This is a genomic window from Streptomyces mayteni, assembly GCF_054783955.1.
In genome coordinates this window covers 1-24,278 of record NZ_BAAGPR010000004.1, presented here as the reverse complement: position 1 = coordinate 24,278, position 24,278 = coordinate 1, and the positions used below count along the sequence as shown (strand labels likewise).

The 24,278-nt window shown below is 73.3% G+C and carries 21 protein-coding genes; 5 read left to right on the top strand and 16 right to left on the bottom strand.

The features are described 5' to 3' along the window. Positions 1 to 137: 137 nt before the first annotated feature. Entirely contained in the window at positions 138 to 584 is a 447-nt protein-coding gene (locus ACYVPE_RS02910) for a peptidoglycan-binding domain-containing protein (RefSeq protein ID WP_461031757.1), read from the top strand. A 51-nt stretch (positions 585 to 635) separates the two neighbouring features. Here the strand turns inward: ACYVPE_RS02910 and ACYVPE_RS02905 are convergent, their stop codons facing one another. The 9 genes from ACYVPE_RS02905 to ACYVPE_RS02865 form a co-directional block, all read right to left on the bottom strand. Further along, positions 636 to 2,021: an MFS transporter gene (locus ACYVPE_RS02905; protein ID WP_461031756.1), complete on the bottom strand. Its 1,386-nt coding sequence runs from the start codon at positions 2,019 to 2,021 to the stop codon at positions 636 to 638. A gap of 158 nt (positions 2,022 to 2,179) precedes the next feature. Then, a complete protein-coding gene (locus tag ACYVPE_RS02900) occupies positions 2,180 to 2,650 on the bottom strand; it encodes an RpiB/LacA/LacB family sugar-phosphate isomerase (RefSeq protein WP_461031755.1) in 471 nt (156 codons plus the stop codon). Positions 2,651 to 2,652: 2 nt separating this feature from the next. Then, positions 2,653 to 3,603 (bottom strand): PfkB family carbohydrate kinase, encoded by a 951-nt coding sequence (locus ACYVPE_RS02895; RefSeq protein ID WP_461031754.1) that lies wholly within the window; start codon positions 3,601 to 3,603, stop codon positions 2,653 to 2,655. Between the two features lie 55 nt (positions 3,604 to 3,658). Then, the gene (locus tag ACYVPE_RS02890) at positions 3,659 to 4,657 is read right to left on the bottom strand and encodes a LacI family DNA-binding transcriptional regulator (RefSeq protein WP_461031753.1); all 999 of its coding nucleotides are present in this window, start codon (positions 4,655 to 4,657) and stop codon (positions 3,659 to 3,661) included. 244 nt (positions 4,658 to 4,901) lie between these two features. Beyond that, the gene (locus tag ACYVPE_RS02885) at positions 4,902 to 6,149 is read right to left on the bottom strand and encodes a metal-dependent hydrolase family protein (RefSeq protein ID WP_461031752.1); all 1,248 of its coding nucleotides are present in this window, start codon (positions 6,147 to 6,149) and stop codon (positions 4,902 to 4,904) included. A 52-nt stretch (positions 6,150 to 6,201) separates the two neighbouring features. Further along, a complete protein-coding gene (locus ACYVPE_RS02880) occupies positions 6,202 to 6,984 on the bottom strand; it encodes an ABC transporter ATP-binding protein (protein ID WP_461031751.1) in 783 nt (260 codons plus the stop codon). After that, positions 6,981 to 8,696, bottom strand: coding sequence for a dipeptide/oligopeptide/nickel ABC transporter permease/ATP-binding protein (locus ACYVPE_RS02875; RefSeq protein ID WP_461031750.1), 1,716 nt, complete (start codon positions 8,694 to 8,696; stop codon positions 6,981 to 6,983). Before ACYVPE_RS02875 ends, ACYVPE_RS02880 begins: the two co-directional genes overlap by 4 nt. Next, a complete protein-coding gene (locus ACYVPE_RS02870; RefSeq protein WP_461031749.1) occupies positions 8,686 to 9,723 on the bottom strand; it encodes an ABC transporter permease in 1,038 nt (345 codons plus the stop codon). Before ACYVPE_RS02870 ends, ACYVPE_RS02875 begins: the two co-directional genes overlap by 11 nt. Before the next feature lie 15 nt (positions 9,724 to 9,738). Further along, a complete protein-coding gene (locus ACYVPE_RS02865; RefSeq protein ID WP_461031748.1) occupies positions 9,739 to 11,298 on the bottom strand; it encodes an ABC transporter substrate-binding protein in 1,560 nt (519 codons plus the stop codon). 256 nt (positions 11,299 to 11,554) lie between these two features. On the opposite strand from ACYVPE_RS02865, the gene ACYVPE_RS02860 reads away from it, so the two are divergent. Together ACYVPE_RS02860 and ACYVPE_RS02855 are read left to right on the top strand one after the other, a co-directional pair. After that, complete coding sequence (locus ACYVPE_RS02860; protein ID WP_461031747.1) at positions 11,555 to 12,547, top strand: Lrp/AsnC family transcriptional regulator; 993 nt, start codon at positions 11,555 to 11,557, stop codon at positions 12,545 to 12,547. Positions 12,548 to 12,689: 142 nt separating this feature from the next. Beyond that, positions 12,690 to 13,799 (top strand): Gfo/Idh/MocA family protein, encoded by a 1,110-nt coding sequence (locus ACYVPE_RS02855; protein WP_461031746.1) that lies wholly within the window; start codon positions 12,690 to 12,692, stop codon positions 13,797 to 13,799. A gap of 107 nt (positions 13,800 to 13,906) precedes the next feature. On the opposite strand, the gene ACYVPE_RS02850 is transcribed toward ACYVPE_RS02855, so the two are convergent. The 3 genes from ACYVPE_RS02850 to ACYVPE_RS02840 are packed head-to-tail and all read right to left on the bottom strand — an operon-like array spanning position 13,907 to position 17,816. Then, positions 13,907 to 15,991, bottom strand: coding sequence for a dipeptide ABC transporter ATP-binding protein (locus ACYVPE_RS02850; RefSeq protein ID WP_461031745.1), 2,085 nt, complete (start codon positions 15,989 to 15,991; stop codon positions 13,907 to 13,909). Next, a complete protein-coding gene (locus tag ACYVPE_RS02845) occupies positions 15,988 to 16,866 on the bottom strand; it encodes an ABC transporter permease (RefSeq protein WP_461031744.1) in 879 nt (292 codons plus the stop codon). Before ACYVPE_RS02845 ends, ACYVPE_RS02850 begins: the two co-directional genes overlap by 4 nt. Positions 16,867 to 16,868: 2 nt before the next feature. After that, positions 16,869 to 17,816 carry an ABC transporter permease gene (locus tag ACYVPE_RS02840; protein WP_461031743.1) on the bottom strand — a complete coding sequence of 316 codons (948 nt, stop codon included), beginning with the start codon at positions 17,814 to 17,816 and terminating at the stop codon, positions 16,869 to 16,871. Positions 17,817 to 18,038: 222 nt separating this feature from the next. On the opposite strand from ACYVPE_RS02840, the gene ACYVPE_RS02835 reads away from it, so the two are divergent. Beyond that, positions 18,039 to 18,962 (top strand): sugar phosphate isomerase/epimerase family protein, encoded by a 924-nt coding sequence (locus tag ACYVPE_RS02835; RefSeq protein WP_461031742.1) that lies wholly within the window; start codon positions 18,039 to 18,041, stop codon positions 18,960 to 18,962. Between the two features lie 50 nt (positions 18,963 to 19,012). On the opposite strand, the gene ACYVPE_RS02830 is transcribed toward ACYVPE_RS02835, so the two are convergent. Continuing rightward, complete coding sequence (locus tag ACYVPE_RS02830; RefSeq protein WP_461031741.1) at positions 19,013 to 19,945, bottom strand: NADP-dependent oxidoreductase; 933 nt, start codon at positions 19,943 to 19,945, stop codon at positions 19,013 to 19,015. A gap of 151 nt (positions 19,946 to 20,096) precedes the next feature. Here ACYVPE_RS02830 and ACYVPE_RS02825 point away from each other — a divergent pair, with 151 nt between their 5' ends. Further along, positions 20,097 to 21,650: an ABC transporter substrate-binding protein gene (locus ACYVPE_RS02825; protein WP_461031740.1), complete on the top strand. Its 1,554-nt coding sequence runs from the start codon at positions 20,097 to 20,099 to the stop codon at positions 21,648 to 21,650. A 43-nt stretch (positions 21,651 to 21,693) separates the two neighbouring features. On the opposite strand, the gene ACYVPE_RS02820 is transcribed toward ACYVPE_RS02825, so the two are convergent. Genes ACYVPE_RS02820 through ACYVPE_RS02810 form a run of 3 tightly spaced genes read right to left on the bottom strand, consistent with a single transcriptional unit; the run spans position 21,694 to position 24,178 of the window. After that, positions 21,694 to 22,212: an alpha/beta fold hydrolase gene (locus tag ACYVPE_RS02820; RefSeq protein ID WP_461031739.1), complete on the bottom strand. Its 519-nt coding sequence runs from the start codon at positions 22,210 to 22,212 to the stop codon at positions 21,694 to 21,696. After that, positions 22,209 to 23,234, bottom strand: a complete 1,026-nt coding sequence (dmpG, locus tag ACYVPE_RS02815) for a 4-hydroxy-2-oxovalerate aldolase (protein WP_461031738.1) — start codon at positions 23,232 to 23,234, stop codon at positions 22,209 to 22,211. Before dmpG ends, ACYVPE_RS02820 begins: the two co-directional genes overlap by 4 nt. After that, positions 23,231 to 24,178 carry an acetaldehyde dehydrogenase (acetylating) gene (locus ACYVPE_RS02810; protein ID WP_461031737.1) on the bottom strand — a complete coding sequence of 316 codons (948 nt, stop codon included), beginning with the start codon at positions 24,176 to 24,178 and terminating at the stop codon, positions 23,231 to 23,233. Before ACYVPE_RS02810 ends, dmpG begins: the two co-directional genes overlap by 4 nt. Positions 24,179 to 24,278 lie beyond the last annotated feature (100 nt).

Here is a 24,278-nt window from a genome sequence, read left to right as displayed (position 1 = left end):
CTGCTTTCGCACCCCGCTATTCCTGTTTTTTCGGCACGGGGCTCGGGACCACCTGCCGGCGACCGTCTCCTTCCACGCCCACTCGACCGTCACATCCCGAGACGAGGAGGCAAAAGTACGAACCATCACCGCCATCGGTGAACCGCACCTTCCGCCGACGGCCCGATGTCCCCGCTGCCAACGCCACCTCCGACGACCAGCCCGCCCGCACCGCGCGACGTCGCGCGGTGCTGGTCACGGGGGGCATGGTGGCGCTCACCTCGCCGGCGCAGGCCGGGAGCGCGCCGGGCGGCGGAGTCCAGGCGGCGGTCTCCGGCGCGGGGGGTGACGTGTCGATCTCGGCCGGCTGCGGCTACAGCGGCGGCCACCCGGTGCTCTCGTACGGTTCCAGGGGCTCGGCCGTCTCGCACGCGCAGTGCCTGCTGCGCGGGTGGGGGTGGAACATCGCCCAGGACGGGATCTTCGGTCCCGGCACCCAGGACGCCGTCATGGCCGCCCAGGACGCGTGCGGCATCGCCGTCGACGGCGTCCGACGAGGCGCCGAACCCCAGGTGAGGCCACTGGTGCCAGCGCGCTCACGCTGACGCTGCCCGGCAACGACACCACGTTGCCGGGCAGCCGCGTTCCGCCGGGCGTCAGCGACCGGGTCGCGGGGCGGCCTCGTCGTGCCGGGGCGCGGGCCGGTCCGCGGTCGCGCCCGGGTCCGGGTCCGGGTCCGGCTCGGACGCCGCCGCGGCGGCGCGTTGCGCCGGGCCCCAGGTCTCGCGGGTGGTCAGGACCCCGAGGAGACCGACGGCGGACACGGCGACGTAGAGGCCGGCCGGGCCCCACCAGTCGAAGGCGTCGGCCAGCAGTACCGCGGCGAACGGGGCGAAGCCGGCGACCGAGGCGGCGGTCTGGTAGCCGAGCGACGCGCCCGACGTCCGCGTCCCGGTGCGGAACAGCTCGGCGAACCAGGCGGCCTGGGTGCCCGTCAGGGCGGCGTGGATGACGCCGATGGCGATGAGGAAGGTCAACAGGATCGGCACCGCGGAGCCGGTGTTCGCCATCATGTACATGGGGACGCCGAAGGCCACGGCGAGCAGACAGCCGGCCAGATAGACGATGCGGCGGCCCACCCGGTCGGTCAGCGCGCCGGACAGGACGGTGGTGCCCACGGCCAGCAGGCTGGCCACCACGACGCCGGTCAGCGCGATCGCCCGGTCGTCCTCGTTGCGGTCGGTGATGTAGGAGAGCAGGTAGGTGGCGGTCAGGTAGTAGGCGCAGGACTCCACGACCCGCAGGGCGATGATGCGGAGGATGTTCCGCCAGTCGTCGCGCAACACCGTCAGCAGCGGGTTGTGCACCGTGTCGCCCCCGGCCTTGGCGGCCTCGAACTCGGGGGACTCGTTGAGCTTCATCCGCACCACGAGTCCGACGACGATCAGCAGCGAGCTGGCCAGGAACGGCAGCCGCCAGGCCAGGTCGCCGTCGATCGAGGCGGAGAGCAGGAAGGCGATGTTGGCGAGGGCGATGCCGAGCGGGTTCCCGGCCTGGGGTATCGCCGAGTAGAGGCCGCGGCGCCTGGGTGGCGCGTGCTCGAAGGTCATCATCACCGCGCCGCCCCACTCGGCGCCGAACGCGAGGCCCTGCACGCAGCGGATGATCACCAGCAGGACCGGGGCCAGGACGCCGACCTGGTGGTAGGTGGGGAGCAGGCCGATGAGCACGGTGGCCACGCCCATGACGAGCAGGGCGCCGACGAGCACCGGCTTGCGGCCGTGCCGGTCGCCCAGGTAGCCGCCGAGCGCGCCGCCGACGGGGCGCATCAGGAAGCCGACGCCGAGCGTGGCGAAGGCGAGCAGGGTTCCGACCACCGGGTCGGAGTCGGGGAAGAAGGCGTCGCCGAAGTAGAGGGCGGAGGCGGTGCCGTAGGCGACGAAGTCGTAGTTCTCGACGCAGGTGCCGGCGGCGGACGCGAACGCCGTCTTCAGACGGCCGTCCGGCTTGCCGGGAGCGGGGGTCGTGCGGTGCGCGCTCATGCAGGGTCTCCTTTGATCACGCTGTGCGCGGGGGACGGTCGGAGGGAGTTCCCGTGGGGACGGGGGATCGTGTCCGGGGTGGGAGGGGGCGACGGCCCTGGGGAGTCGGGGAACGGGCCGCCGGCGCAGTGGACGAGGGACGGGGAAGCGGCGGCCGGTCAGCCGCGGTCGGCGAGTTCGCGGGCCGAGCGGAGCTCCAGTTCGTGGAGCTTGGCGACCCTGCGCACCGTGTCCTCGTCGTTGTCGAACCTCGCGGCCAGGAACGCCTCGAGGACCTCGGTGGCGGTGGCCGGGCCCACCAGCCACGCCCCGATGGCGATCGCGTTGGCGTCGTCGTGCTCCACGGCCTGGTGGGCCGAGTACACGTCGTGGCCGAGTCCGCACCTGATGCCGGCGATCTTGTTCGCCGCCATCAGGGCGCCGGCGCCGGTGCCACAGACCAGCACCGCCCGGTCGGCGGCGCCCCTGCGGACCTCGTCGCAGGTGGCGAACGTGACGTCGGGGAAGTCCACCGGCTCCTCGCTGGTGGCGCCGCGGTCGATCACCTCGTGGCCGAGGCGGAGGAGGACGCCGCGGACGTGCTCCTTGAGCAGCATCCCGGCGTGGTCGTTGCCCAGTGCGATGCGCATGGTCACTCCTTGCTGGTGAGAGGGGAGGCGTGGCGGGTCCGCCGGACCTCGCCCAGGTCGGGGATGGACGCCATGGCGCCGTGCCGGGTGACGGCGAGCGCGGCCGCGGCGGCGGCCCGGCGCAGCGCCGCGGGCAGGTCGTCCGTGCCGTCGGCGAGCGCGGCGGCGAGATAGCCGGTGAAGGTGTCGCCGGCGGCGGTGGTGTCGACGGCCGACACGGGGACGGCCGGGACCCGCAGCACGGGGGCCGGCCCGCCGGCCGGCGCGGCCAGGGCTCCTTCCGCGCCCATCGTGCACACCACGAGCGCGTCCAACTCCCGGGCCAGGGCCGGCACCCGCTCCTCGGCCGACCGCTCGGCGACGCCGAGGAGGCGTGCGACGGCGCGTGCCTCGGGGTCGTTGACCACCAGCACGTCGAGGTCGGCGAGGTCGAGGAGGCGCAGGTCGACGGGCGCGGGCGCGGCGTTGAGCACCACGGTGGCGCCCCCGGCCCGGGCCAGGCGGGCGGCGTGGGCCACCGAAGCGGGCGGGATCTCCAGTTGCAGCAGCACGACGTCGCCGGGCGCGACGGTGGCCAGGCCGGCGTCGATGTCCCGCTCGTCGAGCTCGGAGTTGGCGCCCGGCGTCACGACGATGCGGTTGCCGCCGCCCGGTTCGAGCAGCACCACGGCGAGCCCGGTGTGCGCGCCGGCCGCCACGCGGACGGCCGTCGTGCGCACGCCCGCCTCGGCCAACGCCCGCCGCACCAGGCGCCCGTGCGCGTCGTCGCCGGTCACCCCGACCATCGCGGTGGGCGCCCCGGCGCGGGCGGCGGCCACCGCCTGGTTGCCGCCCTTGCCGCCGGCGGTCAGCCGCATCCCCGCGCCGAGCACGGTCTCGCCGCGCTCGGGGAAGGCGGTCAACTCCAGCAGCTGGTCGGCGTTGAGGCTTCCGATGACGTGCACAGAGGGCATGGGTCTTTCCGGTCGTTCGTGGGGCGGGACGGTCGGGACGGTGGGGCGCCCGGGCTCAGTCGGCGGGCCGGCCGGTGGAGGACTGGCGGACGACGAGCCGCATCGGCAGCGTCTCGGAGGTGACGGCACCGCCGTCCATGACGTCGAGGAGCAGTCGCATCGCCCGCTCGCCGAGCGCCCGCGCGTCCTGGGCCACCACCGTGAGCGGGGGGTCGAGTTCACGGAACCACTCGATGTCGTCGAAGGCGACCAACGCGACGTCGGAGCCGATGCGGCGTCCCTGTCTGCGCACCTCGCCGAGCGCGCCGATGGCCATCAGGCTGTCCGCGGCGAGCAGCGCGGTGGGGGGCCGCCTGCCGGTGAGCAGCCGCGCGGTCGCGGCGGCGCCGCTGGCGCTGCGGAAGTCGCCGGCGGTGACCAGCTCCGGGTCCTCGTCCAGGCCGTGCCGGGCGACGGCGGCGAGGTAGGCGTCGTGCCTGGCCCGGCCGGTGGAGACGGCCGCGGGGCCGCCGATGTAGCCGACGCGGGTGTGCCCGAGCTCGGCGAGGTGTGCCACGGCCAGCTCGATGCCCTGGGCGTTGTCGGAGGTGACGCTCGGCACGTCGAAGCCGTCGACCGTGCGGTCCACGAACACCAGCGGCGTGCGGGCCTGTTCGACCGCGCGCAGGTTGCCGCCGCCCTCCCCCTGCGGCGCGACGATGATCCCGTCGACGCGCTGGGTGAGGAACGCCTCCAGGTAGGTGTCCTGTTGCGCGGTGTCCTCGTTGGCGTTGGCCAGCAGCGTCACGTACGAGGAGGCGAGCGCGGCCTGTTCCGCGCCGTGCGCGATATCGGCGAAGAACGGGTTGCGCACGTCGGAGACCAGCAGCCCCACCGCGTGGCTGCGGGTCGACCGCAGGGCGCGGGCCCGCGCGTCCGGGCGGTAGCCCAGCTTCTCGGCCGCGGCCCGCACCCGCTCGCGGGCGGCCGGCGACGTGGCCGAGTTCCCCGAGAGCACCCGTGAGGCCGTCCCCACGGACACGCCGGCGAGCGCCGCCACGTCCTTGATCGTCACCGAGCCGTCCATGAGGGGCCTTTCGCAGCGGACACCGAACCGAAAGTCGCGTGGAAACGATTCCATGGAATCGTTTCCACGCGACTATGCGGCAGCGCCGGCTCCCCCGTCAAGGGGCGTGGCACGACGAGATGTTCCCGCGGCGGGAGGAGGGGAGAGCGCCCCCTCTCCCGATTCGCCCCGGCCCCTTACCGAGGGCGGACGGTCCGAGGACCGGGCCGGCAGTGGGTTCGGCCTCGCACCGTCACCTCGTGGTGAGGCCGGCGAGGTCCTTGCGGATCACGCCGGACTGGGCGACGACCAGGATGTTGGCCGGGTCGCCGAGGCCGGTGATGTCGGCGAGCGGGTCGACGGCGCTGACGACGAAGTCGGCGAGCTTGCCGGGCTCCAGGGTGCCGAGGTCGTCGGCGGCGCCGAGGAGTTCGGCCGCCGTCGCGGTGCCGGCGACGATGGCGTCGGCCGGCGCCATGCCGAGCTCGACGAGGAAGCCGAGCTCCAGCAGGTTGCGGCCGTGGGGCACGACCCCCGCGTCGGTGCCCATGGCGATCCTGGCGCCGCGTTCGATGGCGTGGGCGATGTTGGTCTTCGTGATGCCCGACCAGCGCACCTTCTTCTCGTAGTGGTAGGGCTGCATCGCCTTCTTGTCGATGCCGACGAAGACCGTCGAGAGCGTCGGCACCAGGAAGACGCCGCGCTCGGCGGCCAGGTCGAGGGCCATGTCGTCGATGCCGTAGCCGTGTTCGACGCTGGTGACGCCGCCGAGGATGGCGGCGTGGATCCCGGCCAGCCCCTGCGCGTGGGCGGCGACCGGGCGGCCGCCGTGCCGGGCGGCCTCGTCGACGACGGCACGTACCTCCTCCACGCGCAGGCCCTCGTCGTCGGGGGTGTCGTGGGGGGAGCCCATGCCGCCCGTGGTGCAGATCTTGATCACGTCGGCGCCGGAACGGATCGCGTCCCGGGTGGCCCGGCGCGCCTCGTCCGGGGTGTCGGCCAGGTAGGCGCCGCCCTGGTGCAGTTGCAGGTGGCCACCGTCGAAGTGGTGGAAGTCGCCGTGGCCGCCGGTGTGGCTGATGGCGTTCACGGCGATCTTCAGCCGGGGGCCGGTGATCAGGCCGTCGGCGAGGGCCTGGCGGATGCCGCGGGTGGCGCCGGCCAGGTCGCGGACGGTGGTGACGCCGGCGTCCAGGGTGGCGCGCAGCCGCTCGGCGGTCTCGTACGCGACGTAGGCCGGGTCGGTGGTGAGCTCGTGGAACGGGCCCTGGGGCAGGCTGAGTTTGACGTGGACGTGGGTGTCGATGAAGCCGGGCAGCAGGGTGCGTCCGGCGAGGTCGATCTCGCGCGCGCCGGGCGAGGCGGGCGCCGCGGCGGCCTCCCCGGCGTGGACGACGCGGCCTTCGGCGTCGGTGACCAGCACGGCGTTCGCGATCGGGGCGGCTCCTGGCCGGCCGGTGATGAGACGGGCGTTGACCAGGCGGAGCGGCTCGGTGGGCATCGGTGGGGTGTTCCTTCCGGACGTGACGGGTGGGGGTGAGGGTGGTCGGGGGTCAGTCGAGGGAGAAGCCGGGTGACGCCGGGTCGGCGTCGAGCAGGGCGCGGGTGTAGTCCGCGGCCGGGGACGCGTAGACGCGGGCCGCCGGCCCGTTCTCGACGAGTTCGCCGTGGTAGAGCACCGCCACCTCGTCGGACACCTGCCGCACCACGGCGAGGTTGTGCGAGATGAAGACCAGGGTGAGGCGCAGCTCGTGCCGTAGTTCGTCGAGCAGGGCGAGGATCTCGGCCTGGACGGAGACGTCGAGGGCGGAGGTGATCTCGTCGGCGATGACGAGGCTGGGTCGGATCAGCAGGCCGCGCGCGATGGCGATGCGCTGGCGCTGGCCGCCGGAGAACTCGTGCGGGTAGCGGTCGATGGCGTCGGCCGGCATGCGCACGCGCTCCAGCCATTCGGTGATGGTGGCGCGGTGCCTGCGCAGGGCGGCGCGCCGGGGGTCGATCGCCTCGGCGAGCGCCTCGCCGACGGTGCGCCGGGGGTCGAGCGAGGAGTACGGGTCCTGGGGGATGAGTTGGACGCGGCGGCGCAGGGCGGTGCGGGCCCGGCCGCGGGCGCTGCCGACGTCGGTGCCGTCGACGGTGATCGAGCCGGAGTGTGGGCGCAGGCCGCCGACGATCGCCTTGGCGAGGGTGGACTTGCCCGAGCCCGACTCCCCCACCAGGCCGAGGGTGTGTCCCCTGGTCAGGCTGAGGCTGACGTCGCGCACGGCGTGGGTGGTGGCGGGGCCGTGGCCGTAGGTGATGTCGAGGTTCTGGACGCGGAGCAGGGTGTCGGTCATGGTGCGGACTCCCCGGCGGTGGAAGCGGTGACGGTGGCGACGGTGGGCGTGGCGGCGAGGAGCCGTCGGGTGTAGGGGTGTTCGGCGGACTCGGTGGTGAGGTTCGCGGCGGTGGTCTGCTCGACGATGCGGCCCTCGGTCATCACCAGCACCCGGTCGCACAGCGCCCGCACCACGGCGAGGTCGTGCGAGATGAAGAGGATGGCGGTGCCGAACTCGCGGTTGATCCGCTTGAGTTCCCGCAGGATCTCGGCCTGGACCGTGACGTCGAGCGCGGTGGTGGGCTCGTCGGCGATGAGCAGCTTGGGCGTGGTCGCGATCGCCGAGGCGATCATGGCGCGTTGGCGCATGCCGCCGGAGAGCTCGTGGGGGTGCTGGCGGAGGCGGAGTTCCGGCTTGGTCATCCGGACCGCGCGCAGCGCGTCGAGGATCCGGGCGCGGGCCTCGTCGCGGTCGGCGCGGGCGTGGGTGCGCAGTACCTCGGTGAGCTGGGTGCCGAGGCGGAGGGCCGGGTTGAAGGTGGTGCCCGGGTCCTGGTAGACGAGGCCCATGGCGAGGGCCAGGTCGCGGGGTGCCACGCGGCCGAGCAGGTCGAGGTCGCCGAGCCTCAGCCGCGTGGCCCCGGCGGTGAGCCCGTCGGGCAGCAGCCGGGCCAGGGTCATGGCGGTGAGGGACTTGCCGGATCCCGACTCGCCGACGAGGCCGACGATCTCGCCGGGGGCGATGCGCAGCGAGACGTGGTCGACGAGGGCGCGTCCCGTGGCGTCGGTGATGACGAGGTCGTCGACCTCGACCAGGGCCGTGGCGTCCTCGGGGTCCCGCGGGGTGCCGGCGCGGGTCAGCGTGGCGGTGTGGTTCCTGGCGCCGGTGCGGGGGTCGGCGGCGGCGGCCAGGCCGTCGCCGATCAGGGTGGCGGCGACGCCGGTGAGCACGATGAGCAGGGTCGGAGCCGCCATCTGCCAGGGGCGGCCGGCGAGCAGGGACGGCAGGGCCTCGTTGAGGAGCTTGCCGTAGTCGTAGTCGGGCGACTGGACGCCGAGGCCGACGAAGGACAGGGCGGAGAGTGCGGTGAGCGCCTGGGCGAAGGCCGAGGCGGTGAGGACGAGCAGCGGCTCGGCCATGTTGGGGAGGATGTGCCGGGTGGCGATCCGGTGGCCGGGAACGCCCATCAGCCGGGCGGTGCCGACGAAGTCGCGCCGGGAGATCTGGGCGGCGAGGTTGGCGGTGAGGCGCGCGAAGTAGGGGATGCCGGCCAGGCCGATGGCGACGATGGCGGAGCGGGTGCCGGGTTCCAGGATCGCGGCGACGACCAGCGCCAGGAGGAGGGTGGGGAAGGCGACGAGCGCGTCGATGGCGCGCAGCCCGAGGGTCCGTGGTCGCCGCGGGGCCAGCCACACCGCCGTGCCGATGACGAGGCCGCCGACGACGGAGAGGGCCGTGGCGCCGATGGTCATGAGCAGGGTGAGGCGGGTGGCGACGAGGCTGCGGGCCAGCATGTCGTGGCCTGCGGCGTCGGTGCCCGCCCAGTGGGCGGCCGAGGGCTGGGCCGCGCTGTCGCCCAGCTCGGTGGCGCGCTCGGCGAGCAGCATCGGGGCGAGGACGCCGGTCGCGACGACGGCGGCCATCAGCGCGAGTCCGATGACGAGCCCCGGGGTCCAGGTGAAGCGCCGTGCTGTCGGCGTGGCGGGGGCGGTGACCGTCTCAGTCGCCATGAGCGCCTCCGAGGTTGCGGGAGTCGGCGAGCGCGAGCAGCACGTCGACGACGAGGTGGACGAGGGCGGCGATCATGCCGATGACCAGGACCATGCCCTGGATGACCGGATAGTCCCGGTCGAGGATCGCCTTGATGATGCCGGAGCCGAGGCCGGGCAGCGCGAACACGTTCTCGATGATCAGCGCGCCGCCGAGCATGCTGGAGAGGATGAGCCCGCTGAGGGTGAGGGTGGTGGTGAGCAGGTTGGGCAGCGCGTACTTGAGGTGGAGGGTGCCGGGCTTCAGGCGCCAGCCGCGCGCGGTGCGGATGTGGTCCTGCCCGAGCACCACGGCGGTCTCGCGGCGTACCACGCGGGAGATGGTGCAGGCCGGGCCGACGGCCAGGGCGATGACGGGGAGGACCAGGGAGAGGTTGGGGTCGCCCGGGGAGTAGGCGGGCGGCAGGAGCGGCAGGACGCCGATGCCGGTGGCGAACAGGACGACCAGGAAGGTCGCCATGAGGTAGCCGGGGACGGAGTCGAGGAAGCCGGTGAGCGCGCCGAAGGCGGTGTCGAGCCAGCGGCGGTGGCCGCCGCGGGTGGCGATGGCCACGGCCATCCCCACGGGCACGGCGACGAGCAGGACGACGAGGATGGCGTAGAAGGCGACCAGCGCGGTGAACGGCAGCCGGTTGCCGATGATGGTCTCGACCGGCTGCCGGTACTGGAAGGAGTCGCCGAGGTCGCCCGTGAGGGCGCCGCCCGCGTAGTCGAGGAACTGGGCGAGCACCGGGCGGTCGAGTCCCAGTCCGGTGCGGAGCGCGGCGAGGTCCTCGCTGGTGGCGTCGGGCCCCGCGATGGCCACCGCCGGGTCGCCCGGGATGAGCTGCACGATGAGGAACGACAGCACCAGGAGGACGAGGAAGACGGCGGCCAGGCCGATCAGGCGCTGGAGGGCGAAGGCCAGCCAGGGGCGGGCGCCCGTCCGGCCGGCGCGGCGGGAGGCGGCGTCGGGGACCGGTGCGACGGATGGTGCGGTGGTGGTCATGGCGCGGGCTCCGGGTCAGCCGACGATGCGGATCGTCGCGGGGTCGATGTAGTCGCCGAGTGCGCGGATCGAGACGCCGTCCGCGGCGACGGAGGCCTCGGCGAGGCCGGTGAGCGGAGCGGCGTCCACCCGTTGCAGGAAGGAGTCCTGGGCCCGTTGCAGCGCCTCGCAGCGCGCGCCGTGGTCGGTGGTGCTCATCGCTTCGCGCAGCGCGGTGTAGCCCTCCTCGTTGACGGCGCCGGTCTTGTTGCGCCCGCCGTCCTCGGTGGGCGGCCCCATGACGCGCAGCAGCGAGGAGGGGAGGGAGCCGACGACGTTGAAGTCGGCCTGGATGGTGACGTCCCAGTCGCCGCCTCCGCCGCTGGTGATCTCCGACCACTGCGCGTTGTCGAGGTTGCGCAGTTCGACGTCGGCCCCGGCGTTGCGCAGCACCTCGGCCGCGTACTCGTTGCCCTGGTCGACGCCGATCGTGCCGACGAAGCGGATGGTGACGCCGTCGAGCACCTCGCCGGCCGCCTCCGGGTCGTGTCCTGGCAGCAGGGCGGTGTCGGTGTTGGCGCACGGCAGTGCGGAGGAACCGACGGACGTGAGGACCTGGCCGCGCCCGTTGGTGGCCACCTGGGTGAACGCCTCGGGGTCCAGGGCCTGGGCGACGGCGCGCCGCAGTTCCGTGGCGTCGGCGAAGACCGATCCGGCGCGTTCGTTGAACAGCAGGTAGGTGCCGAGCGCGTTGACCATGTCGACCGAGAAGGAGTCGTTGTTCTCGAACCTGCCGATGTTCTCGTCGGGGAAGCTGGCGACGTCGAGCGCGCCGGAGAGCAGCTGGGTGGCCCTGGTGGACGGGTCGGCGTAGGGGGTGAACACCAGGGTGGCGGGGGCGGTGCCGGCCAGGGGTTCGGCGAAGTCGGGCCAGGCGTCGTACTCCTCGCGCAGCGCGAACTCGTAGGAGACGGCGGGTGTGGCGCGCGCCAGGGTGTACGGGCCGGAGAAGGCGCCCTCGATGGTGCCGGCGGCAAGGCCCTCCGGGTCGGCGAGGCCGGCCGGGCAGACGATGCCGGTCTGCGGGAGGGAGAGTCCGGTGGGCAGGTCGGCCCAGTCCTCGGTGAGTTCGACGGTGACGGTGCCGGCGCCGTCGTCCGGGGTGAAGCTGGCCTCGCCGCGCCCCATGGCGAGGGTGCGGCCGGGGGACGCGGTGTCCGGATCGGCGAAGCGGGCCAGGGAGTCGGCGACGACGGTCGGGGTGACGGGTGTGCCGTCGGAGCAGGTGGCGCCCGGGCGGATGGTGAAGACGAACTCGCCCGCGGAGACGGCCTCCCAGTCGGTGGCGAGACCGCCGGCGAGACCGTCGTCGTCGCGGCGGGTGAGGGTGTCGTAGAGGAGCCGGTCGGCGGTGTAGTCGTCGCTGGCGGAGCCGAGCGCGGGATCGAAGGTGGACGGGTCGGTGCCGAGGGCGGCGTTGACGGTGTCGGTGGCGGAGCCGTCGGCGCCGCGCGCGGACAGGCAGCCGGTCAACGGGGCCAGGGCGACCAGGAGCGCCACCGCGGCGAGCGGTGGTCGAGGGCGCGTACTTCGCATGAAGGGCCTCCGGGGCGGATCTGACAAGCGTCAGGGAGCGGGAGGGGGTGGAGCGGTGGCCGGCGTCGTCGGCGGTGTGGCGTGTGGGGCGCACCGGGCGGAGATTGGTCCGGGGGGCGGCCCGTGGTCGGGTGCGTCGCGTCGGTGGCGATGCCCGCGAGAGGCAGTGTGCCGATGGGTGCCGCGTTTTCGCTATTTTCTGCGGCGGTTCGCATGAAAATTGCGATATGGCCATCTGCTGTGCATGATTCCAGCCATGTTCGATGCCATGGACTTCGCGATCATCAACGCGCTGCAGATCAACCCGCGCGTCTCCTGGGCGCGGCTCGGGCAGATTCTGACCATCGCGCCCTCCACCCTGTCCCGCCGGTGGAGCCGGGTGACGCGCGAGCGCCGGGTCTGGTCGAGCTGTTTCCACGCGGTCAACGAGCAGCTGCGCGACCTGGCGACGGCGGTGGTCGAGATCGGCTGCCTGCCGGGGCGCCGGGAGAGCGTGATCGAGCTGCTGTCCGGGCACCCGCCGGTGGTGAGCGTCCACTGCACCTCGGGCGGCCGCGACCTGGTGCTCACGGTCAGCCTGCCGACCCGGATCGCCGTGGACCGCTACGTGGACGAGGTCATCGCGCGGGTCCCCGGCGTACGGCAGTTGGAGACCAGCTACTTCCGAAGGGTCTTCAAGCCGGGCTCCGACTGGCGTCCACACGCCCTCACGGCCGCCCAGGCGCGGGCGGTGGCCGAGACGCTGCCGACCGCCACGAGCGACCCGCGGCCCAACGCCTTCCTGCTCGAGTTGGTGGCCCTGATCGGCGACGAGGTGCGCCGCCCCATCTCCGAGCTGCGACCGCGCGTCGGCCGCTCCCTCTCCGCGGTGTCCAGGGGCGTGGACGCGCTGCTGGTGGCGAGCTGGGTGAACTGGCGCATCGACTTCAGCCACGAACTCGGGGGCTGGGAGGAGCTCATGCTCTGGTTCGACGTGCCGCAGAGCGAGCTGGACGACGTCGCGGCCGCACTGCGCCGCTTCCCGCAGCTGCGGTGGTGCTCCAGCATGACGGGCGCGTCGAACCTGATCGCGACGGTGTGCGTGCGCGACCTGGTCGAGTTGGACGAGATCGAGGGCGCGCTGGCCGAGCGGTTCCCCAGGGCGCGCGTCACGGACCGGTGCGTGGTGCCGCGGATCGCGAAGCGGATGGGGCACGTGATCGGGTACGACGGCCGGCTGGAGCGGTACGTGCCGTTCACCGTCGGGTAGGCCCGACGGCGCCTCGTTCCCTGGGTTCTGCTCAGCGGACCGCTTCCCTCGTGCGGGCCTGGCGGCGCGACCTAGGGTGCTCAGCGTTCGAGCGAGCGCCCTCCAGGGGCACCGCCGACGCGTCGCCACCCGGAGAGGAACCATGGGCACAGCCAAGCCTTCGCATCGGATCGGCATCCTCGGCAGCGGCAACATCTTCGGCCGGTACGTCACCGGCCTGCGGCGCTACCCGGAACTCCGGATCGTGCGCGTGGGCGACGTCGACGTGGCACGGGCGAAACAGGCCGCGGTCGAGCACTCGATCCCGGCCTGGGGCGACGACGCGGAGCTGTACGCGGACGAGTCGGTCGACATCGTCGTCAACCTCACGCCGCCGGTGCACCACGCCCGCACCATCGTCAGGGCGCTGGAGGCCGGTAAGCACGTCTACGTGGAGAAGCCGCTCGCCACCACGGTCGAGGAGGGCAGGGCCGTCCTCGCGGCGGCCGCCGGGAGCGGGGCGATACTCGGCTCGGCGCCCGACACCTTCCTCGGCAGCGCCAGCCAGACGGCGCGCCGGGCCCTCGACGCCGGGCTGATCGGCGCGCCCGTCGGCGCCTCGGCGTTCATCAGCCACAGCAAGGCCGAGACCTGGCACCCGGACCCACGCTTCCTGTTCCAGCCGGGCGGCGGCCCGGTGATGGACATGGGCCCCTACTACGTCGCGATCCTGGTGAACCTCCTCGGCCCGATCCGGCACGTCACCGGCGCGAGCCGGATCGGCGCGCCGACGCGGAGGGTGACCTCCCCCGACCGGTCCTTCGACTCCATCGAGGTCACGGTCCCGACGCACGCCTCGGCGGTGTTCACCTTCGCCTCCGGGGCCATCGGGACGACGCTGATGAGCTTCGACGTCTGGGACACGGACCTGCCAAGGATCGAGGTCTACGGCACGGAGGGCACGCTCTCGCTCCCCAACCCCAACAACTTCGACGGCGACGTGCGGCTGCGGCGGCACGGCGACGCCGAGTGGACGGTGCTCGAACCGGCCGTCGAGCTGTTCGGCGCCGTCGACACCCGCGAACAGCACCGTCGCGGCCTCGGCGTGCGTGACCTCGCCGACGCCGTGGAGGGCGGCCCGCACCGCGCGAACTCCGCCTTCGCCTTCCACGTGTTGGAGACCCTCTGCGCGATCGGGACGGCCTCCGACGAGAGCCGGGTCGTGGCGCTGGAGAGCACCTGCGACCGCCCCGCTCCCCGGTACTCCGCCTGACGTCACCGCCACCGACATCGCCACCGCCGAACACGGAACCGCTCCAGCCGCGACCGCCTGGAGCGGTTCCGTGCTTCAGCCGCGACCGCCTGGAGCGGTTCCGTGCTTCAGCCGAGCTCGCCGGCGAAGTGGCAGGCGACCAGCCCGTCGCCGGCCGGCCTCGGCTCGGGGGCGACGTCGACGCAGACCGTGCGCTCCTGGCGGGTGAGCGGCCCGATCGGGCACCGGGTCCTGAACCGGCACCCGGACGGCGGGTTCGCGGGGCTCGGCAGATCCCCGTGCAGGACGACGCGCTCCCGCTCGCGCTCGGCGAGGCTGGGCACCGGCGACGAGGAGAGCAGCGCCGCCGTGTAGGGGTGGCGGGGGTTCTCGTACACGCTGGCCGCGCTGCCCGTCTCCACGATCCGGCCGAGGTACATCACCGCCACCCGGTCGCTGAGGTGGCGGACGACCGAGAGGTCGTGGGCGATGAAGAGGTAGCCGAGGTCGAGCTCCCGCCGCAGTTCCTCCAGCAGGTTGATGATCTGGGCCTGGATCGACATGTCGAGCGCCGAGACGGGTTCGTCGAGGATCAGCACCTTCGGTTCGCGGGCGAGCGCCCTGGCGATGCCGATCCGCTGTCGCTGGCCGCCGGAGAACGCGCTCGGATAGCGGTCGAGGTGCTCCAGGCGAAGTCCCACCCGCTCCATGAGGGTTCGCGCCTCCGCCTCCAGGGCGGCGCCGCGCAGACCGCGCAGCGACAGCGCCTCCGCGAGCGACTGGCGGATCGTGCGCCGCGGGTTCAGCGAGGCGTAGGGGTCCTGGAAGACGTACTGCACCGACGACCTGACGCGGTCGAGCGCGTCGCCCGCCATGGCCGTCACGTCGTGTCCCTCGACCAGGACGGAGCCGCCGGCGACGGGCGTGATCCCGACGACGGCCCGCGACAGGGTGGACTTGCCGCAGCCGCTCTCCCCGACCAGGCCGAGCGTCTCGCCGGCGCGCACCGTCAGGCTGACCGAGTCGACGGCGTACACCGGGGCGTCCCGGCGGAGGAGGCCCCGGCGGCGGGACCCGACGTCGACCCGCAGGTCGCGGACCTCGAGGACCGGCACGGGCGCGGCGGGTGCCTGGGCGACGACCTCGGTCACGGTCACCCGCGCGGCGACCCGCTCCCGGGCGTCGTCGGCGGCCGGTCCGAGCTCGGTGCCGCGGTGCGCCACGAGGCACGCGGAGAGCTGGCCCCGGTCGCCGACCTGGAGCAACTCGGGCGTCGATTCCCGGCAGGCGTCCTCCACGTAACGGCAGCGCGGGGCGAAGGCGCAGCCCTCGGGGAGCGCGGCGGGGTCGGGCGGCGATCCGGGGATGGCGGGCAGCGGCCGGCCGACGTGGTCGTCGTCGAGGCGGGGCATCGCCGCGAGCAGCGCCGCGGTGTAGGGGTGCCTGGGATGTTCGAGCACCTGCTCCACGGTCCCCTGCTCGACCATGCGGCCGCCGTACATCACGGCGACGCGGGTGCACATCTCGGCGACCACGCCCATGTCGTGGGTGATGATCGCGATGGCGAGGCCGAGTTCGGCGCGCAGCCTGAGGAGCAGCCGCAGGATCTGCGCCTGGATGGTGACGTCGAGTGCCGTGGTCGGCTCGTCGGCGATCAGCAGCACGGGGTCGTTGGCGAGCGCGATGGCGATGACCACGCGCTGCCGCATGCCGCCGGAGAACTGGTGGGGGTAGTGGTCGATCCTGGTCGCCGCGTCGGGGATACCGACCTGGTCGAGCAGGTCGAGGGCCCGGCGGCGGGCGGCCCGCCGGTCGGCGCCGTGCAGCGTCAGGGCCTCGACGATCTGGTCGCCGATCCGCATGACCGGGTTGAGCACCGCCTGCGGATCCTGGAACACCATGGCGACGGCGCTGCCCCTGCGGCGCCTCATCTCACGCTCCGGGAGGGGCAGCAGGTCCTCGCCCGCGAACTCCACGGAGCCGCCGACCACCCGCCCCGGTGGGCGGACCATCCGCATGATCGAGCGGGCGGTGACGGACTTGCCGGAGCCCGACTCGCCCACGATGCCCAGGACGTCGCCCGGGTGCACGTCGAAGCTGACGCCGTTGACGGCCCTGACGCGTCCCTGTCCGGTGCGGAACTCCGTCCTGAGGTCGCGCACCCGCAGCAGCGGCGGGCCGGGATCGGTGGGTCGGGTGGTCGGGGGTGTCATCGGTTCACCGCCTCGTTGAGGGCGTCCGCGATCATGCTGAACGCCACGGCGAGCAGGAGCAGGACCAGGGCTGGTCCGATCACTTGGGTCGGCGACTGCGTGACGAACCGCAGGCCGGTGTTGAGCAGGACCCCGAGCGAGGGGGTGGGCGGCTCGACGCCGAGCCCCACGATGCTCAGGCCGGCCTCGATGTACACGCCGATGACCATCCAGACGGAGCCGTTCACCACGATCGCGTCCATCGCGTTGGGGATGACGTGCCGGGTGAGCAGGCTCCAGCGGGACACCCCGAGGACGCGGGCGGCCAGGACGTACTCCCGCGACTGCTGTTCGAGCCACGCGGCGCGCGCCAGGCGGCCCGCCGTGGGGATGCCGGCGATCAGGATCGTCAGGAACAGCGAGAGCCAGCCGGGGCCGATCACGGCGACCAGGCAGATGCCGAGCAGCAGGCTGGGGAAGCCGATGATGACGTCGAGCAGGCGTTGGATGGCGACGCCGAGGCGCTCCGAGAACACGCCGGCGAGCCCGAGCAGCATGCCGATCGCCATGCTGAGGGGGACGGCGAGAAGGATGAGGCTGAGGTCGATCCGCAGCCCGTAGAGGCTGCGGGCGAGGATGTCGCGCCCGAACTCGTCGAGGCCGAAGGGGTGCGCGCCCGACATGCCGGTCAGGGCCTCGCGGCCCTGGCTGTTGTGGCCTTCGGGGAAGAGCACGGGGGCCAGCAGGGCGCCGAGCAGCAGGACGCCGAGGAGGGCGAGCCCCGTGAGTCCCCTGGCCGTGCGGAACGCCGAGAGGTAGCGCGCGACGGTGGGGTTGAGCCGGCGGGTGCGGGCCGGCGCGTCGATGTCGGTGGTCGTCACCTGGATCTCCGCCATGTCTAGGCCCCCAGCCGGATTCGGGGATCGAGGGCGGCGAGGACGATCTCGGTGAGGAGCTGGCACAGCACCGCCACCAGGACGGCGCCGAGGATCAGCACCTGGAGGACGGTGAAGTCGCGGTCCTGGACGCTGGAGACGGCGAGTTGTCCCAGGCCGTTCCGCGCGAAGATCGCCTCGATGATCACGGCGCCCGCCAGCACGTTCCCCATCTGCAGGCCCACGGCGACGACCCCGGTCCCGAGGCTGTTGCGGAGGACGTGGCGGAAGGTGATGTGGCGCGCCGACGCGCCCTTGCTGAGGGCCAGGTCCACGAACTCGGCGTTCCGCGTGGCCCGCATCTCGGTCTGGATGAAGCGGGCCACGACGGCGGCCGGCCCCAGGGCGAGCGCGAGGGCGGGAAGGATCAGGTACTGGAAGCCGAAGACGGGGTCGTCGAGGAAGCTCACCTCGCCGCTGACCGGCAGCCATCGGTTGAGGATGCCGAACACGAGGATGAAGCCGAGCCCGATGAGGAACGACGGCACCGCCACGAACAGGCTGTTGGTGAAGTCGAGTGCCGTGCGCGCCCAGCCGGCGCGGGCCGAGCCCGCCAGGGTGCCGAGGGTGGCGCCGACGAGCACGACGAGGATCGTGGAGAGGAGGGCGAGTTGCACGGTGCTGCCGATCCGGTCGCCGATCAGGCTGGCCACGCTCCGCTGGAGCAGGAAGGACTCCCCCAGGTCCCCGCGGAGGAGACCGGAGATCCAGTCCCCGTACTGCACGACGGGCGACCTCTCGAGGCCGAGTTCCCGGCGGATCGCCTCGATGTTCTCGGGGGTGGGATCGTCGCCGGCCAGTACCACGGCGACGTCGCCCGGCGCGAGCCGGGGCAGGGCGAAGGCGATGATCGAGCTGGCGAACAGGACGAAGACCACCGAAGGGGCCCTGCTCAGCAGGAACCTGGTCATCGCTCACCACCTCCCGCGGCGCCGACGACCTGTCGTCGGCGCTACGAACGACCTCGTGGGCATGGGGAATCTCCTCGGGCAGTCGGCTTGGGGTTGGCAATGAACCACAGGACGGACGCCCGTACCCCGGTGAGGGTCCGCCTACCGAAACGGGATCGTGCCCGGCCGGCACGACCCGCTCCTACGATGCTCCGACCTGCTCGCCGCCCCGAAGGGACAGCCATGTCCGACCAGACCCCGCAAGCGCTCCCGGCGTCGCGCGTCGCCCTCAACCCGATCCACTGGATGGCCACGGACGACGGCTGGCTCGACCCGTCGCTGGCCCCCGAGCGCGCGAAGCTGCTGGCCCTGGTCAAACAGGCCGGCTTCGGATCCGTCATGGCCGAGGTGCCGGCCGACTGGTCGGTGGCGCGGTACCGGGACGTCCTGGAGCAGGTGGGGCTGGCGCCGGCGCCCGGCTACTTCGTCTGCCGCTCCACCGGACTCGACGGCACGGAGGCCGAGGTACTCGCCGACGCGGCGCGGGTCGCGCGGCTCCACGCGGAACTCGGGCTCTCCGACGTCGGCCTGGGCATGGGCATGAAGAAGGGCTCTCCCCGGGTGCTCCACCCCGCTCAGGGGTACGAGGGCGACGCGGGCCGGCTCACCGCCCTGACGGGACTGATCCGGCGGATCTCCGAGGTGATGCGGGCGGAGGGGGTCAGGCCCGCGCTCCACCCGCACGTCGGGACCTGGATCGAGACGGAGGCGGAGTCCCGTACCGTGCTGGACGCCCTGGGCCCCGACGAGTTGGGCTTCCTCCCGGACACCGGGCACCTGGCCTGGGCGGGGATCGACGTGCGGGGCATCATCGCCGACCACGCCGAGCGGGTGCCCTTCGTGCACGTGAAGGACTGCCTGCTGAGCGTCGCGGAGCGGGGCCGGAGCGAGGACTGGGACTACCAGCGGACGGTGTGCGAGGGCCTGTGGGCCGAGCCGGGCCGCGGCGAGCTGCCGCTGACCGACATCCTCGCGGCCCTGCCGAACGCCTTCGACGGGTGGCTGATGGTCGAGGTCGACCGCCCGGCCGTCGCCGACCCGTTCGAGTGCGCCATCGTGTCGGCGGAGTGGATGAACGCGCGCTACGGCGCCGGCGCCGCCGGCTGAGCACGGCGCGGTGAGCGTCGGTCGGGCCCAACGTCACGGACCCGACCGACTCAGCGGCCCCCGGCGACGTCGATCACCACCTTGCCCGACACGTGGCCGGCCGCCACGAGCGCGAGCGCCTCCGGCGCCTCGGCGAACGTGAACACCCGCCGCACGCCCGGGTCGAGCCGCCCGCCGGCGGCGAGTTCGGCCAGCGCCCGCAGCGTCGCCGTGTCGCCGGTGTTCACGAGCGGGCGGACGCCGAACCGGGTGGCCGCGGGCTCCTCGGTCACGCCGAGCACCCGCGTCCGGTCGGTGAGGACGCCAGCGGCGCCGAGGAGCGCGTCGCCGCCCACCAGGTCGAGGACGGCGTCGGCGCCGGCCGGGAGCAGTTCCCGCAGCCGGGGCCCGACGTCGTCCTCGTCGTAGGCGACGGCCGTGGCGCCGAGGGACTCGACGAACGCGCGCTTGGCCGCGCTCGCGGTGCCCACCACCGTGGTGCCCGCCATGGTCGCCAGCTGGGTGGCCAGCGTGCCGACTCCCCCACCGGCGCCGAGGATCAGCAGCGTGCCGCCGGAGGCGGGGCTGAGCCCCGCGAGGCTGCCGTGGGCGGTGCCCCCGGCGATCGGCAGCGCCGCCGCGTCGGTGAACGAGAGGCCGGCCGGGACGCGCGCGGCCCGCGCCGTCGGCAGCAGCGCCAGCTCCGCGTACCCGCCGCTGCCGCCGACCGTGCCGCCGAAGACCTGGTCGCCGACCGCGAGCTCGGACACCCCGGGGCCGGTCCGCACCACCACTCCCGCCGCCTCGCGCCCGAGCACCGCGGGCAGCACCAGCGGCAGGAAACCGCGGTGCATGCCGGCGCGCACCTTCCAGTCGACGGGATTGACGCCCGCGGCGTGGACCCTGACGAGCACCTCGCCCCGGGCGGGGGCTGGCACCGTCACGTCGAGGAACCGCTGGACGTCGGGGCCGCCGTAGTCGGTGAAGCAGTAAGCGAGGGACATGGCGCCGACGTTAGCCACCGGTCGGCCGATTCTCCCGGGCCGGCGGACCGGTCAGCGAAACGGGACGGGAGTGCCGGCGGCCGCTCGGCTCTAGCTTGAGCGACCACACCCCCACACCACCGCTCGTTCCCCGACTACCCGAGGAGTTTCGATGTCACTGAAGAAGAGAGCCTGGTGGCGTCGGCCGGCACTCGCCGCCACGGCCGCGGCGATGCTGGTGTCCGCCGGCTGCGGTGCCGCCACCCAGGGCCCGGGGCCCGCCGGCGCGACGGGCGACAGCGGCACGCTGGTCGTCGCCCAGGCGTACGACGTGGACCCGGGCTCGTTCCTCAAGACGGCGATCGGCAACATCGTGGCGGAGTACGCGGTCTTCGAGACGCTGACGCTCATCGACCCCGAGACCACCGAGCCGCGGGGCGTCCTGGCCGAGTCCTGGGAGCTGGCTCCCGACGCGACCGCCATGACGCTCACGCTCCGCGACGACGTGACGTTCCACAGCGGCCGGCAGCTGACCGCGGCCGATGTCGTCTTCACCCTGGAGCAGGCGCGGGACCCGTCGAACGGGGCGGCGAACCAGTCGATCGCCGGCCAGATCTCCGGGATACGCACCGACGGCGACTTCGGGCTCGAACTCGACTTCGCCCAGCCGCTGCCGAACGTCTTCGACCTGTTCGAGACGCTGCCGATCCTCAACGAGGACGCCTACGCCGACTACGCCGCCGGCCGGAACGTCGACGGCACGGGGCGCTTCACCTGGGAGTCCTGGACCCCGGGCGGCGAGATCGTGCTCAGCAGGTACGCCGAGCACCGCGACGCGGAGAACACCAGCCTGGACGGCATCCAGATCGACGTGATCACCGACCCCACGGCGCTGACGTCCGCGATCCGCAGCGGCCGCGCCCAGTACGCCGTGGGCATGTCCCCGGGAGACGCGCGCAGCCTGGCCGAGCAGCCCGGATTCGAGCTGGTCGCCACCGGCGGCGCCGCGTTCCCGCTCGCCTTCGACGTGACCAGGGCGCCGTTCGACGACCCGGCGGCGCGGCAGGCCGTCCAGTACGCGATCGACCGCGAACGCATCGTGGAGCAGGTCGAGGGTGGCCACGCCGAGCCCGCGAGCGTGCCGTGGCGGTCGTCCACCGTCGGGTACGACGAGGCGCAGGCCGGGCACTACTCCTACCGCCGGGACCTGGCCGAGGAGATGCTGGCCGAGGCCGGCGTGGCGCCTGGCACCTCCTTCGAGGTCACCATGGGCGACACCCCCGAGGCGACGGGCATCTTCCAGATCGTCCAGAACAACCTGGCGGACGTCGGCCTGAACGCCGAGCCGGTGATCCTCAACGGGCCCGACTACGAGGAGCGGCTCGCGACCCGGAGCTTCGACACGCCGGTCGTCCTGATGCAGGCGAGCAACGGTCTTTCGCCGGCGAGCGCCGTCGTGAGCCGTCCCGAACTCGTGCCGGACGGCAACGTCTCCGGGTTCGGTACCTCGGACTACGACGCGCTCGTGGAGGCGGTGACCAGTGCCAGCGAGACGGCGGAACGGGAGCGGGCGCTGCGCGATTTCAACGACTACTTCATCGAGGAGGCGTTCGCGGTGCCGCTCATCACCCGGCCCACCCTCTCCGTGCGAACCGACGCGGTGAACGACATCACGGCGACCCAGATGGGCTTCCTCTACGTCGCCGAGGCGTCCCTCTCCGACTGACCCTGGGCGGCACGGGTCCCGGCCGCCCGACGGCGGCCGGGGCTCAGCCCCGCGCCACCCAGTCCGACACGACGCGGGCGAACTCCCCTGGCTTCTGTTCCGGGGCCGGCACATGGCCGCCGGAGAGCAGCCGGGTGGGGCAGCCGAGCGCGGCGGCCAGCCTCCCCAGGGACGGCAGCGCGTGGTGGTCCCCCGGGGCGCAGACCGCGAGAGTGCGGGCGGTCACCTGCGGCAGCCGGTCCTCCATCCGGTAGCGCCGCACCGCCTCGTGGCCCTCCGTCACCTGGTCGAGCACCGTGAGGGCGTCGACCAGCGCGCCGGCGGCGTCCGCGTAGCGTTCGATCGAGTGCGGCCTGGCAGGCCTGGCGGACGCATCGAAGCCCAGGGTGTCCATGGCGATGGCCCGGTGCGCGGCGCCGACGAGCGGCAGCACGTCCAGGAACTCGGTCCAGGAGCACGGGGTCTGGTGCAGCATCAGCACCGGCTCGCCGGTGCCGCACTCGGCGTAGTGCAACTGCCCGAAGGGGCTCGGGACATAGCCCCGCCACGGCAGGTGGGTCATGCCCGGTCCGCCGCCCCGGCCGTCAGGTCGAGCGCGATGTCCGTGATCATGTCCTCCTGGCCGCCGACCAGGCCGCGCCTGCCGACCTCGACGAGGATGGCGCGGGTGTCGAGGCCGTGGCGCGCCGCCGCGGCCTCGGCGTGGCGCAGGAAGCTGGAGTAGGCGCCGGCGTAGCCGAGGCTGAGGGTCTCGCGGTCGACCCGCACGGGGCGGTCCTGGAGCGGGCGGACCAGGTCGTCGGCGGCGTCCATCAGGGGGAACAGCGCGCAGCCGTGCTGCCAGCCCGTCAGCTCGGCCACCGCGACGAACGCCTCGAGCGGGCAGTTGCCGGCGCCCGCGCCCTGGCCGGCCAGCGAGGCGTCGACGCGGACGGCGCCGCTCTCGACGGCGACCACGCTGTTGGCCACCCCGAGGCCGAGGTTGTGGTGGGCGTGGATGCCGAGTTCGGTGTCGGGCGAGAGCACGTCGCGGTAGGCGCGGAAACGCTCCCGCACGCCGTCCATCGTCAACCGGCCGCCGGAGTCGGTGACATAGACGCAGTGGGCGCCGTAGGACTCCATCAGCTTCGCTTGGCGGGCGAGTTCGGCCGGCTCGGCCATGTGGGACATCATCAGGAATCCGGCCACGTCCATGTCGAGCTCGCGGGCCGCCGCGATGTGCTGGGCGGCGACGTCGGCCTCGGTGCAGTGGGTGGCGACGCGCACGGAGCGGATGCCGAGGGAGTGCGCCTGGCGCAGGTCGCGCACGGTGCCGATGCCGGGCAGCAGCAGCGTGGTGGGGACGGCCAGCCGCACGGCGTCGGTGACGGCCTCGATCCACTCCCAGTCGGTGTGGGCGCCGACGCCGTAGGTGACGCTCGATCCCGACAGGCCGTCGCCGTGCGCGATCTCCACGGCGCGCACCCCGGCCGCGTCCAGGGCGGCGGCGATGGTGCGGGCCTGCTCGACGGTGTAGCGGTGCCGCACGGCGTGCATGCCGTCGCGGAGGGTGACGTCCTGGATGTAGAGGGCGTTCTGGTTCACCTCGTCGCCTCCTCACGGGAGCGGTGGGCGGCCAGGCGCTCCGCGGTGCGCAGCGCGGCCGAGGTCATGATGTCGAGATTGCCGGCGTAGGCGGGCAGGTAGTGGGCCGCGCCCTCGACCTGGAGGAACACCGACACCTTCAGGGGCGCGCGTCCGGGCGGCGCGAGCGACCGCAGCGGGTCGTCGACGGCGATCGGGTCGAACTGCACGCGCTGCTTCAGCCGGTAGCCGGGCACGTAGGCGCGCACCCGCTCGACCATCTCCTCGATCGAGGCGGTGACCGCGGCCTCGTCGCACTCGGCGACCAGGCAGTGCACGGTGTCGCGCATGACCAGCGGCGGCTCCGCCGGGTTGAGGACGATGATCGCCTTGCCCCGGGCGGCGCCGCCGACCGTCTCGATGGCCGAGGCGGTGGTCTCGGTGAACTCGTCGATGTTGGCCCGGGTGCCGGGGCCCGCCGAGCGGGAGGCGATGGAGGCGACGATCTCCGCGTAGTGCACGGGGGTCACCGCGGAGACGGCGGCCACGATCGGGATGGTGGCCTGGCCGCCGCAGGTGACCATGTTGACGTTCCGGCTGTCCAGCTGGGCGTCGAGGTTGACCGGCGGCACCACGTAGGGCCCGACGGCGGCCGGGGTGAGGTCGACCACGGTGCGGCCGAGGCCGCGCAGCACCTCGTCGTGCCGGCGGTGGGCGCCGGCCGAGGTGGCGTCGAAGACCAGGGAGACGTCCGCGAACTCGTCGAGGGCGACGAGCCCCTGGACGCCCTCGTGGGTGGTGGTCACGCCGAGGCGGCGGGCGCGGGCGAGACCGTCGGACGCCGGGTCGATGCCGGCCATGGCGGCCATCTCGAGCCGCTCGGACAGCCGGAGCACCTTGATCATGAGGTCGGTGCCGATGTTGCCCGAGCCGATGACGGCGACCCGGGTGCGGGTGCTGTTCACGGTTTCCATACCTTTCTTCATGTGGGTTTGAGCTGGTCCTTCGTAAGATCAGCGGACCCGGGGACCCTGGGGGTGGCTGTCATGGTTTAGCCGATGTTGT

Coding starts and splice junctions, on each gene's coding strand:
- ACYVPE_RS02905 (WP_461031756.1), bottom strand. CDS start 2,021: ATGAGCGCGCACCGCACGACCCCCGCTCCCGGCAAGCCGGACGGCCGT.
- ACYVPE_RS02900 (WP_461031755.1), bottom strand. CDS start 2,650: ATGCGCATCGCACTGGGCAACGACCACGCCGGGATGCTGCTCAAGGAG.
- ACYVPE_RS02895 (WP_461031754.1), bottom strand. CDS start 3,603: ATGCCCTCTGTGCACGTCATCGGAAGCCTCAACGCCGACCAGCTGCTG.
- ACYVPE_RS02885 (WP_461031752.1), bottom strand. CDS start 6,149: ATGCCCACCGAGCCGCTCCGCCTGGTCAACGCCCGTCTCATCACCGGC.
- ACYVPE_RS02880 (WP_461031751.1), bottom strand. CDS start 6,984: ATGACCGACACCCTGCTCCGCGTCCAGAACCTCGACATCACCTACGGC.
- ACYVPE_RS02875 (WP_461031750.1), bottom strand. CDS start 8,696: ATGGCGACTGAGACGGTCACCGCCCCCGCCACGCCGACAGCACGGCGC.
- ACYVPE_RS02870 (WP_461031749.1), bottom strand. CDS start 9,723: ATGACCACCACCGCACCATCCGTCGCACCGGTCCCCGACGCCGCCTCC.
- ACYVPE_RS02865 (WP_461031748.1), bottom strand. CDS start 11,298: ATGCGAAGTACGCGCCCTCGACCACCGCTCGCCGCGGTGGCGCTCCTG.
- ACYVPE_RS02860 (WP_461031747.1), top strand. CDS start 11,555: ATGTTCGATGCCATGGACTTCGCGATCATCAACGCGCTGCAGATCAAC.
- ACYVPE_RS02855 (WP_461031746.1), top strand. CDS start 12,690: ATGGGCACAGCCAAGCCTTCGCATCGGATCGGCATCCTCGGCAGCGGC.
- ACYVPE_RS02850 (WP_461031745.1), bottom strand. CDS start 15,991: ATGACACCCCCGACCACCCGACCCACCGATCCCGGCCCGCCGCTGCTG.
- ACYVPE_RS02845 (WP_461031744.1), bottom strand. CDS start 16,866: ATGGCGGAGATCCAGGTGACGACCACCGACATCGACGCGCCGGCCCGC.
- ACYVPE_RS02840 (WP_461031743.1), bottom strand. CDS start 17,816: ATGACCAGGTTCCTGCTGAGCAGGGCCCCTTCGGTGGTCTTCGTCCTG.
- ACYVPE_RS02835 (WP_461031742.1), top strand. CDS start 18,039: ATGTCCGACCAGACCCCGCAAGCGCTCCCGGCGTCGCGCGTCGCCCTC.
- ACYVPE_RS02830 (WP_461031741.1), bottom strand. CDS start 19,945: ATGTCCCTCGCTTACTGCTTCACCGACTACGGCGGCCCCGACGTCCAG.
- ACYVPE_RS02825 (WP_461031740.1), top strand. CDS start 20,097: ATGTCACTGAAGAAGAGAGCCTGGTGGCGTCGGCCGGCACTCGCCGCC.
- ACYVPE_RS02820 (WP_461031739.1), bottom strand. CDS start 22,212: ATGACCCACCTGCCGTGGCGGGGCTATGTCCCGAGCCCCTTCGGGCAG.